At 35.6% G+C, this 4,468-nt stretch carries 4 protein-coding genes and 1 pseudogene; 1 reads left to right on the forward strand and 4 read right to left on the reverse strand.

From position 1 onward, the window contains the following. Positions 1-964 (reverse strand): annotated as a pseudogene (locus tag F6K13_RS19970) (MFS transporter); the annotation flags it as partial. A gap of 166 nt (positions 965-1,130) precedes the next feature. Between F6K13_RS19970 and F6K13_RS19975 the strand changes: the two are divergent. After that, the gene (locus F6K13_RS19975) at positions 1,131-1,301 is read left to right on the forward strand and encodes a hypothetical protein (RefSeq protein ID WP_161564984.1); all 171 of its coding nucleotides are present in this window, start codon (positions 1,131-1,133) and stop codon (positions 1,299-1,301) included. Positions 1,302-1,348: 47 nt separating this feature from the next. Here F6K13_RS19975 and F6K13_RS19980 read toward each other — a convergent pair whose 3' ends face one another. From F6K13_RS19980 to infC, 3 genes are all read right to left on the reverse strand, one after another. Further along, the gene (locus tag F6K13_RS19980) at positions 1,349-1,645 is read right to left on the reverse strand and encodes a transposase (protein WP_124146365.1); all 297 of its coding nucleotides are present in this window, start codon (positions 1,643-1,645) and stop codon (positions 1,349-1,351) included. A 92-nt stretch (positions 1,646-1,737) separates the two neighbouring features. After that, positions 1,738-2,040, reverse strand: coding sequence for a helix-turn-helix domain-containing protein (locus F6K13_RS19985; RefSeq protein WP_124146364.1), 303 nt, complete (start codon positions 2,038-2,040; stop codon positions 1,738-1,740). 1,260 nt (positions 2,041-3,300) lie between these two features. Continuing rightward, on the reverse strand, positions 3,301-3,831 hold the full coding sequence (infC, locus tag F6K13_RS19990; RefSeq protein WP_124146363.1) for a translation initiation factor IF-3: 531 nt from the start codon (positions 3,829-3,831) through the stop codon (positions 3,301-3,303). Positions 3,832-4,468: the final 637 nt, after the last annotated feature.

The following is a 4,468-nucleotide window of genomic DNA, read 5'->3' on the forward strand; positions in this document are numbered from 1 at the left end:
TACCAAAAACTCCGATTCTTTCTACTAGACGACTAGAGGCAAACCATTGAGTTGCTACTTGGCAGGTACTCAAAACTCCCTCAAATAAACCTAAGAAAGTTGCTATTTGACTTGCTCCATCAGTTGTTGGGTTTTGCAGTTCTAGTTGATAAAAGAATTGAAAGTCTATTAATACATAGAGAACTTCTGCTATTACAAAAAATATGATTAATGGGAGTATATAACCTTGTAGAGGTCCTTGAATGTTCCTTGTAGAAAATTCTTGTTCGTCTTCTTCCGGTATCCAACGGCTAGAGTCAGGAAAAGATTGTTGATATTTTTCTGACAAAAATAACAGTATTCCTGACCCACATACTATCATTAATCCAGATATTATTGTAACATTACTCAGTCCAACAAAGTATAGTATTAAAGGTAGAGAAAATCCACTAATTACTCCTGCTACTAAAAAACCACTACTAATTATTGGATATGTTCGCTTAATTTCTCTGATGTTAAATAACTGATTAGCTGTGATTGAGGTATTCAGATCGTTGAGCAAATAACAAGCTTCTACCCACAACCACATCATAAAGGTAGTCAGAAAAGCTAAACTCAGACCAGTTATCTGTACATTTTCGATACCAATACCAAACCGAAATAAAAACAAAGGTGCTGCCATTAGTAATAGAATAACTATTATTACTCGACGCAGAGGCATGATTTTTTGTAGCCAAGAATAGACAAAACCCAGACCTGAACCTATAACAGCACTGGCAATATATATCCATGGTAGTTTGTCAGCACCATACTGGTCTAAAAATAAACTAACTGTACTTAGTTCTAACCAAATTAATCCGACAGAAGTAAGAGTATATACCGCAAACATTAGCAAGGTTCGCTCTACTTCCTCAGAACGGAGATTGAGGGATATTAGCAGTTTATCTCCTAATCCTGTGTAATTTTTCAAACTTCTCTGTTCCATGAATTTGCTGAATTTGAACTTAAATCTATACTTAAGAAAGTATACTTCTTGCCCAATAGTTTAAATCCTCTCCTGAAAATTATCAGAAGAGGAATGTACTTAATAAATCAAGTAGAACGGAGAGCTAGCTTCACCCACTCAAACTTAATTAGTATTATCCTAAACTGTGAAGTTCTCTCTCGTTAAATATAGCAATGAGCGCTGGTATGTTTACATACTACATAAAACTGCAAAAGCAATACAAGTGCTGCTAAATGACCGATATTTTTTATTTGCGATCGCAGAATGGATGCGATCGCCGACACTACCCCTCTCGCGATTGCGCCTTGGAACTTGATTTAACAGATAATTAAAAAATCACATTCTTGTCTCAAAGCGATCGTCTCAAAGAGCAACTACATCAATTATTCGTATAGCATATCTTTCACCACTACGTTGTAATTTTGGTAGTAAACAATTTTCCCACCAGCTCTCATGCCATACACGATTACAACTTCCTATAAATGTTAAAGGAGCAAACTTTTTTTCTTGATTTATAGCTGCAATCCAACTTACTCTCTCAGTTCTTTTTCCTGATTTCATACCTGGTACTCTTTTTCCTTTAACTCCATAACCATAAGGATAATCTTCCCTATTATCTATTCCAGCTTCATCTACATCAACAATATCTTTCTTGTCCATTTGATTTAGTTTAAAGATAAATTCTTCTGTTTCTAGTTCGTCTGTTTCTTGATCACCATATGTTTTTTTTTACGAGTAAAACCAAGTTTTTTTTAACCTCTACTAATAGTAAAACGACTACAGTTTCCCCATGTTGCAGCCATTTGTTTTTGAGTTTGTTCGTGAAATGCCTGAACAAATTTTTCAAATTCTTCCCAGTCTTTAATTTTAGATATCTGAGGAGGAGGTACACTGACTTTAGCTGCTGTTGAACCTGTGCTTAAATATCGATCTCGCCATTGATGAAGAGTAGGCCGACTTATATTTAATAAACGACTCACATGACTAATAGACATACCATTAATCATGAGATTAAGAGCCCGTTGACGCAAATCTTGACTGTAAGGATGTACCATAACACTCAAACTTTATTTGAAGATAGAAGTTTCTTAAATTATAAACTGTAAATTTTCAATACCTAAACACACATCCTGAAAATTTTAATGTTTGGCGATCGCCTAATTTATGTATGAAAAATGCAGGTCATGCAGCAACTACAATACTACATAAATTCTTTATGTAGTATGTAAAGATGCCAGCACTCATTGCTATAGATGAAGAAAAATTGGTAGATTTTGTACCTGATGAAGTGAAAATTCATGTATAGCAATGAGCGCTCAGGTATTTACAACTTAGTAGCTCAAAGTGCAGTAAGGGAAAAGGTTTACAAAAAATAATGTGTAAATATGCCAGAGCACATTGCTATAGATTTGGGTTTCCAGGGGTTACAGAAGGAATTTGTCAACATCAAGTCGACCCACGAAAAAACCTCGATCTAAGGAATTAACTGACCAACAAAAACATCTCAATCAAGAAAAAAGTAGCGATAGCGTCAAATGTGAACATACAATATCTGGGGTAAACAGATATAATGCAGCTAGAGGATGATATCGAAATCACATCAAAGATGCGCGACGCTCACTTCATGTTCACTGCAGCTGGACTCTGGAATTTCTACTTAATGGCAGCATAATTTAATGATTGAAAGGTAGAAATTTTCCATTTAACTTTAAGGTTTTATTTCGCGACAAGTCTACTGATGAGCGGATGATTAACTCTACTAAAACAGAATGACTTTAATTTCCCTGATTTTTTGAATCTTGGTCGCCCTCCACGTTTACCAGTTTGATCAGGTATTAACCAACGTTTCTAAGCTTGATCTAGTCTTTGTAAGTTAATTTGTTGAACTTCCTATGGAGATTTCCTTGTAGTCGGGAAATAAGTTTTTTGTCTGTAAGAGTGATGATTCCTCAAAAGAATAATCTGGCAACTCTTGAATCTCACCCATAGGACATGACACTATCGAACAACGGTTATTTGACACCTGGTTTGGTTCAACCAGTCCAAGGGTTGACCAAGAGCATAATTCCAATGCCTTTGTAATAGTTATAGCCAATAATCAATGTTGACTGACTGTTCACAAGTGGGCTTAATTTTGTAGCAATCAGTAATTATTATAATTTTCCTACTACTCTTTAGTGCTATATTTGAACAGCAATTGACACCTGTTTAATTTACCAGAGGCTATTAACCTCCCGTTATAATCTAATCTGCGATTTAACGGGAGACCCCTTGGCAAATCAAGTTGGAGTTATCAATGTCATGACTATCCCACTTTACTTTTTAGGAGATAACAACATCATCATACTGCGTCCCTCTCTCTTGGGAGCTTGTTGAACCTCTGCTAAATCTTTTAGATCTTCTTTCATCCGCATCAATAATGCTTCTGCAAGATTACTGTGCTGTATTTCCCGGCCTCGGAACATAATAGTGGCCTTAACCTTATCACCTGATTCGAGAAAACGCTTTGCATGAGATAAGCGAACATTATAGTCATGCTCCTCAATTTTATAGCGCATTTTCACTTCCTTAACTTCTGCGTTATGTTGCTTCTTTTTTGCCTCTTGTGCTTTCTTTTTCTGCTCAAACACATACTTCCCATGGTCCATGATCCTACAAACCGGTGGGTCAGCTTTATCACTGACCATAACCAGGTCTAGTTCCTTTTCTCTGGCCATTTGCAACGCTTCTTCTGTATCCATAATTCCCAACTGAGAGCCATCTGCGTCAATGGCTCTGATTTTAGGAACTCGAATATTGTTGTTAACTTGAGGGAGATTACGATTATTTCTTTTTTCGATTGGCATTAATTGGAATATTTAAAACGATTGTTTAGAGGGACATTTATACTAAATCAGGCTACACTTTTTAGATAGATCCTTTTTTTGATGCTATCCCTAGTTGAAGCGCCGGAGATTTTTATGATCAAGGGTTTTTACGCTTCCCAGCTATTTTCGGTAAAGCATCAAGACTTAGTATTCTACATTTTGCCTGTTTCTAACCTCATATAGATTTGAGGATTTGATGTTACATACTAGTTTATAGAGAACAGAATATTTGCTAATTTAGCAATATCTATCTAAATTGAATTTTAATTTTGGAATGTTGTTTTTAACATAAATAGTCTAGCTTATAAACAATAATAATATCACGAATGAAGGCTTTTATGCAAGTTTATTAGTTTGACAATGATACTGGGCACTCAACTCTCTAACGATCGTAGATAGATAATTAATAATGCTGGTGCTAAAGTAATGTGTCTGGCACTTTGCAAATCTTAATATTTAGGAATTCTTGAAGTATATGGTGGGCAATACTACTAGGAACTGGCAAAAAAAAATAGGTAGTCAAAGAGACTGGGTATGGCGAGGGGGCAAATTCGTTATACCTATGTTAGATGCCAAAATAACCACGAAACTTTAGAAGGCCATAACTTAGAAAACC

It is taken from the genome of Okeania sp. SIO2B9 (genome assembly GCF_010672505.1).
Lineage (GTDB): Bacteria > Cyanobacteriota > Cyanobacteriia > Cyanobacteriales > Microcoleaceae > Okeania > Okeania hirsuta.